Source organism: Streptomyces sp. KR55 (assembly GCF_052245645.1).
Lineage (GTDB): Bacteria > Actinomycetota > Actinomycetes > Streptomycetales > Streptomycetaceae > Streptomyces > Streptomyces flavusporus.
Map to the genome: position 1 here is coordinate 1 of NZ_JBQQCE010000558.1, position 5,833 is coordinate 5,833.

The 5,833-nt window shown below is 71.6% G+C and carries 6 protein-coding genes; 3 read left to right on the top strand and 3 right to left on the bottom strand.

The window, feature by feature from the left end; all coding sequences use genetic code 11:
* Together ACTWQJ_RS45160 and ACTWQJ_RS45165 are read right to left on the bottom strand one after the other, a co-directional pair.
* Positions 1–755 (bottom strand): SDR family oxidoreductase (locus ACTWQJ_RS45160; protein WP_443312196.1); only part of this gene is annotated, 755 nt, incomplete at its 3' end.
* 16 nt (positions 756–771) lie between these two features.
* Complete coding sequence (locus ACTWQJ_RS45165) at positions 772–1,920, bottom strand: phytanoyl-CoA dioxygenase family protein (RefSeq protein ID WP_443312197.1); 1,149 nt, start codon at positions 1,918–1,920, stop codon at positions 772–774.
* A 108-nt stretch (positions 1,921–2,028) separates the two neighbouring features.
* Here ACTWQJ_RS45165 and ACTWQJ_RS45170 point away from each other — a divergent pair, with 108 nt between their 5' ends.
* Together ACTWQJ_RS45170 and ACTWQJ_RS45175 are read left to right on the top strand one after the other, a co-directional pair.
* On the top strand, positions 2,029–3,063 hold the full coding sequence (locus ACTWQJ_RS45170; protein WP_443312198.1) for a LacI family DNA-binding transcriptional regulator: 1,035 nt from the start codon (positions 2,029–2,031) through the stop codon (positions 3,061–3,063).
* A gap of 56 nt (positions 3,064–3,119) precedes the next feature.
* Entirely contained in the window at positions 3,120–3,731 is a 612-nt protein-coding gene (locus ACTWQJ_RS45175) for a TMEM175 family protein (protein WP_443312199.1), read from the top strand.
* Positions 3,732–3,741: 10 nt separating this feature from the next.
* On the opposite strand, the gene ACTWQJ_RS45180 is transcribed toward ACTWQJ_RS45175, so the two are convergent.
* Positions 3,742–4,905: a Gfo/Idh/MocA family protein gene (locus ACTWQJ_RS45180; RefSeq protein WP_443312200.1), complete on the bottom strand. Its 1,164-nt coding sequence runs from the start codon at positions 4,903–4,905 to the stop codon at positions 3,742–3,744.
* A gap of 112 nt (positions 4,906–5,017) precedes the next feature.
* Here ACTWQJ_RS45180 and ACTWQJ_RS45185 point away from each other — a divergent pair.
* Positions 5,018–5,833, top strand: an 816-nt coding sequence (locus ACTWQJ_RS45185) for a LacI family DNA-binding transcriptional regulator (protein ID WP_443312201.1), incomplete at its 3' end; no start/stop codon positions are given.

Consider the following 5,833-nt stretch of genomic DNA (forward strand, 5'->3'; position numbering starts at 1 on the left):
TTCTGGTCCCAGTCGATCACCGAACCGGTCACCACGCCGGAACGGTCCGACAGCAGGAAGACCACGAAGTCGGCGATCTCGTCCGGTTGGCCGAGCTTGCCCATCGGCAGCCGGGCGGCGGCCTGTTCGCGCCAGTCGTCCCCGGCACCGTGGAAGGTCTTCTGGGTCGCGTCCTCGCCCTCGGTCGCGGTCCAGCCGATGTTCAGGCCGTTGATCCGGATCCGGTCCCAGCGGTGTGCGTGCGCGGCGTTGCGGGTCAGCCCGATGAGCCCGGCCTTGGCAGCGACGTACGGCGCGAGGAACGGCTGTCCGCCGTGTGCGGAGGAGGTGATGATGTTGACGATCGTGCCGGGTGCCTTGCGCGCCACCATGTCGGCGACGGCGGCCTGCATGGCGAAGAAGGGCGCCTTGAGGTTGATCGCGATGTGCTGGTCGAACAGCTCGGGCGTGGTGTCCAGGAGCGTGCCCCGGGACGTCAGCCCCGCGGAGTTGACCAGGCAGTCGATCCGGCCGTACGCGTCGACGACCTCGGCCACGGACGACCTCGCCTGCTCGGCGTCCGCGAGGTCGGCCCGTACGAACATGGCCTTGCCCCCGTCGGTGGCCAGCTCGGCCACCAGAGCCTCACCGGGTTCGGTGCGCCGCCCGGTGATGGCCACGACCGCTCCCTCGCGGACGGCCGCCCGTGCGATGGCCGCGCCGACACCCTGGCTGCCGCCGTTGACCAGGACGACCTTTTCGTCGAGAAGTCCCATGTTTTTCCAGGTCCTTTCAGCTCTGGCGCCGCTCGGCGCCGGCCCGCAGCTCTTCCCGCAGAGCCTCGGGAGCCCATGTCTCGCGCAGCGCGCGCCGTACGACGTCCGCCTGGGAGGGCGGGGCGAGCCCGTCGACCGGCGGGTCGCTGTCGAGGTTCGTGGGGAAGGGGTAGCCCTCGGCGCTCGCAGCGATCACGTTCTCCAGCCACGCCTCGTCCACGCCCTCGGGCCTGCGCTTCAGCAACACCGGGAAAAGCGCGTTCACGACGGCCGCCCGGTCCACCGTCTCCATCGCGCGCCCGAACGCGGAGGACACCTGGAGGAGGTTGGCCATCCGCCGTACGTCCGCGGAGCGGTTCGTGCCGGCGGCGTGGAACAGCGCCGGGTTGAAGAAGACGGCGTCGCCCTTGGCGAGCGGGAGCTGGACGTGGTGCGCCTCGAAGTGCGCCTGGAATTCGGGGAGTCGCCATGCCAGATAACCGGGCTCGTACGTCTGCGAGTACGGCAGGTACATCGTCGGGCCGGACTCCACGGGCATGTCGCCGTGCGCGACCGCGCCCTGGAGGGTGAGCACGGGGGAGAGGCGGTGCACGTGCGCCGGGTAGGCGGCCGCCGTCTCGTTGGAGAGGAAGCCCAGGTGGTAGTCCCGGTGTGCGGTCTGGGCTGCGCCGCCCGGGTTGACCACGTTGACCTGTGACGTGACCTGGTAGCCGGGGCCGAGCCAGGCCTCCGACACGAGCGCCAGGATGTCGTTGGCGTAGTAGTCGGCGAACGCCTCGGGCTCGTACAGGGCCGCCTTCTCCAACGCGTTCCACACCCGGTCGTTGGCGCCGGGCTTCGCGAAGTGGTCACCGGCGCCCGCGCCCGAGGCGCGCTGCTCGGAGATCAGGGCGTCGAAGACGGCGGTGAGCCGGTCGACGACGTCCAGGTCCTCAAAGGCCCGCTGGAAGACCACGATGCCGGGGCCGTCGGAGAGCGCGCGGACCAGCTCGGCCTGGATGTCCCGGCGGCTCCCGTCGCGCAGCCGGTCACTGTCGTACACCAGGACGTTCTGTTCCACGGACGCGGCGTGGGGGTAGTCGGCGGCATCGGTCTTCTGCTCGACCAGCGCGCGGAAGGCGTCGAGGTCACAGTCTTGCTCGGAGAGCCACGAGGTGGAGGACATCGTCGTCCTTTCGGTGACAACGGCGACACAGTGCTGTCATTGTTGTCAGTACAAACCCCTCGAACAACCAGCAGGCAGCCATCAAAAACCCCTCAAGGAGCCGTCCGCATGGGCCACCCCTTCCCCATCCGGGAGATCGCACGTCAGGCAGGCCTGAGCGAGGCCACCGTCGACCGGGTACTGAACGGGCGGGGCGGGGTCCGCGAGAGCACCGCCAGGGAGGTCAAGCAGGCCATCGCCGATCTGGACCGGCAGCGCACCCAGGTCAGACTGGTCGGCCGCACCTTCATGATCGACATCGTGATGCAGACGCCGGAACGGTTCTCCACTGCCGTACGGGCCGCCCTGGAGGCCGAGCTGCCCTCTCTGCATCCTGCCGTCGTACGCTCCCGTTTCCACTTCCGGGAGACCGGCCCGGGGCAGGAGCTGACCGGGACGCTGGACCGGATCGCCCGGCGCGGCTCGCAGGGCGTGATCCTCAAGGCGCCGGACGTCCCCGAGGTCACGGCAGCGGTCACCAGGCTCGCGGAGGCGGGCATACCGGTGGTGACCCTGGTGACGGACCTGCCCGCCACGCCGCGCCTCGCCTACGTCGGCATCGACAACCGGGCGGCGGGAGCGACGGCCGCATACCTCATGGGTCAGTGGCTCGGCGACCGGCCCGGCAATGTGCTCACCAGCCTCAGCAGCGGCTTCTTCCGCAACGAGGAGGAGCGCGAGATGGGCTTCCGCGCCGCCATGCGCGCCCGGCACCCCGACCGCACCCTCGTCGAGATCGCCGAAGGTCAGGGCCTGGACGCCACGCAGTACGACCTGGTGCGCGCCGCTCTGGAACGCGACCCGGACATCCGCGCGGTCTACTCGATCGGCGGCGGCAACATCGCCACCCTCCGGGCCTTCGAGGACCTCGGCCGCGAGTGCGCCGTCTTCGTCGCGCACGACCTCGACCACGACAACACCCGGCTGCTGCGCGAGCACCGCCTGTCCGCGGTACTCCACCACGACCTGCGCCAGGACATGCGGGAGGCCTGCCACATCGTGATGCGCGCCCAGGACGCCCTGCCGCCCACCGGACCGACCCTCCCCTCCGCGATCCAGGTGGTCACGCCCTACAACATGCCACCGCAGGCGACGGCCGTGTGACGCGGCCCGGGCGTGTATCCCCGCTCGGTGGGCCCCGGCTCCCTACCGTCGTGCGCATGTGGAAATCCATCCCGGACGGCGGGCCCGAGCGGTTGGTGGCCCTCGCCGACGGCGTGTTCGCCATCGCCATCACCCTGCTCGTCCTGGATCTCACCGTGCCGCGAGGGCTCGACTCCGCGCAGTACCACGAGGCTCTGCGCGAGCTCCTCCCCGACCTGGGCGCCTACGCGCTCAGCGTGGCGGTGCTCGGCAGCTTCTGGCGCGACCACCGCAGGATCTTCCGCGCCGTCCGGCAGGTCGACGGACAGGTCATCGCACTGGCCGTGCTCGACCTGGGCGTTGCGGCACTGCTGCCCTTCCCCACCAGGCTGATCTCCGACTACGGTGACGAACCCGCCTCGGTCGCCATCTACGCGGCGGCGGTCGCCGCACTCGGTGCCACCCACCTCGCGCTGGTCGTCCTCCTGGCCGCACGCCCCTGGCTGCGCGGCGGGGAGGCCCCCGAGGTGGGCACCGCACTGGACGCCCTCGATCTCGCCACGACGGTGGTGATCTTCCTCCTCACCATCCCGCTGGCTCTGCTCATCGGGCCCGCGGCTGCCTGGTGGTGGCTCGTCCTGATCCCGGCCAAGACCGCGATCGGCCGACGGGCCCGCAAGGCGCGCTGACCGCTCCCCGTCACGCCTGCGCTTCCACAGCGACCCAGGCGCCGCTCTCCGCGGACCGTGCCATCGCGTCCAGTACGGCCGCGCTGTGCACCGCGTCCGACAGCGTGGCGCCGTGCGGTGTGCCCTCGGCGATCGAGCGCAGGAAGCGGTACGCCTCGATGACCTTCAGGTCGTCGTAGCCCATGGCGTTGGCGGCGCCCGGCTGGAAGGCGGCGAACTCACCGTGCCCGGGGCCGACGTACACCGTGCTGATGGGCTGGTCCTGGTAGGTCGTGCCGCGGCTGACCCGCAGCTCGTTCATACGGCGGAAGTCCCAGAACACCGCGCCCCTGGTGCCGTGCACCTCGAAGCCGTAGTTGTTCTGCTCGCCGACCGAGACCCGGCAGGCCTCCAGGACACCGCGGGCGCCCGAGGCGAAGCGGAGCAGACAGTTGACGTAGTCCTCGTTCTCGACCGGGCCGAGCTCACCGCCCGCGGCGCGGGAGTGGCCCGCGGTGGCGCCGGTGGGGCGGGCCCGCTCCGGGACGAAGACCGCCGTGTCGGCGGTGAGCGACGCGATGTCGCCGAGCAGGAAACGGCCCAGGTCCGCGCCGTGCGAGGCCAGGTCGCCCAGCACTCCACTGCCGCCGCGCTCCCGCTCGTACCGCCAGGTCAGCGCGCCCTCGGGATGCGCCGCGTAGTCGCTGAACAGCCGGATGCGGACATGCGTGACCGTGCCGATGTCGCCGGTGGCGATCAGCTCCCGGGCGGCCTCCACGGCGGGCGCGTTGCGGTAGTTGAAGCCGACCGCGCCCTGGACGCCGGCCTCGGCGACCGCGTCGGCGACCGCGCGGGCGTCCTCGGCCGTCAGGCCGACCGGCTTCTCGATCCAGATGTGCTTGCCGGCCTCGGCCATTGCCACGCCGATCTCGCGGTGCAGGAAGTTCGGCGCCGTGATGCTCACCGCTCGCACGCGCGGGTCGGCGGCCACCTCGCGCCAGTCGCGGGTCGCGGAGGCGAAACCGAACTGCTCGGCGGCCTGCTCGGCGCGGCCGGGCACCTCCTCGGCGACCGTCACGAGGTGCGGGCGGAGGGGCAGTTGGGGGTAGTGGTGGGGGAGGCGGGCGTACGCCTGGGTGTGCACCCGGCCCATCCAGCCGAATCCGACGACGGCGACACCGAGCGCATCCACCATGACAGCCCCTCTTTGGACCGGTCCACATTCTGTCCAGGTCACCCTGAGTGGGTCTTCCGCAAGGTGTCAACCCCTTTGACAACCCGGCGCGTCTCATGGAACGGTCCATCCCATGCGACCGCCGACCATCCGTGACGTGGCCGAGCACGCCGGCGTCTCCAAGTCGCTGGTCTCGCTGGTGTTGCGCGGCTCCGGCCAGGTACGGCCCGAGAAGCGGGAGGCCGTACTGCGGGCGGTGCGCGAGCTGGGCTACCGGCCGAACGCCGCCGCCCGCAGCCTCAGCGAGCAGCGCACCCGCACGGTCGGCGTCCTCCTCAACGACCTGCGCAACCCCTGGTTCGTCGATCTCCTCGACGGTCTGAACTCCCTCCTCCACGACAACGGCCTGCACATGCTGCTCGCCGACGCCCGCCTCAACCGCCGCACGGGCCACGACATCACCGGCCCCTTCCTGGACCTGCGGGTCGACGGCCTGATCGTGGTCGGCACCCTGCCCGACCCGGCGGCGCTCGGCACGGTCGCCGACCGCATCCCGCTCGTCGTCGCCGGCGCCCGCGAACCCGTACCGACCGGCGTCGACGTCGTCGCCGGTGACGACGAGCGGGGCACGCGGCTCGTCACCGAGCACCTCATCGGGCTCGGCCACCGCCGCATCGCGCACATCGCGGGCTACGGCGCGGTCGGCGAGCTGCGGCGCCACAGCTTCGAGGCGACGATGCGGGAGCACGGTCTCGCGGACGGCGCGCTCGTCGAAGCCTGCGACATGACGGAGGAGGGCGGCCACCGCGCCGCCGTCCGGCTGCTCGGCCGCCCGGACCGGCCCACCGCCGTCCTCGCCGTCAACGACATCGCCGCCGTCGGCGCCCTGTCGGCGGCCGAGGCGCTGGGCCTGCGGGTCCCGGACGACCTGTCGGTCACCGGCTACGAC

Excerpts from the sequence above, each read along its gene's own strand:
- ACTWQJ_RS45165 (WP_443312197.1), bottom strand. The coding sequence starts at position 1,920 with ATGTCCTCCACCTCGTGGCTCTCCGAGCAAGACTGTGACCTCGACGCC.
- ACTWQJ_RS45170 (WP_443312198.1), top strand. The coding sequence starts at position 2,029 with ATGGGCCACCCCTTCCCCATCCGGGAGATCGCACGTCAGGCAGGCCTG.
- ACTWQJ_RS45175 (WP_443312199.1), top strand. The coding sequence starts at position 3,120 with ATGTGGAAATCCATCCCGGACGGCGGGCCCGAGCGGTTGGTGGCCCTC.
- ACTWQJ_RS45180 (WP_443312200.1), bottom strand. The coding sequence starts at position 4,905 with ATGGTGGATGCGCTCGGTGTCGCCGTCGTCGGATTCGGCTGGATGGGC.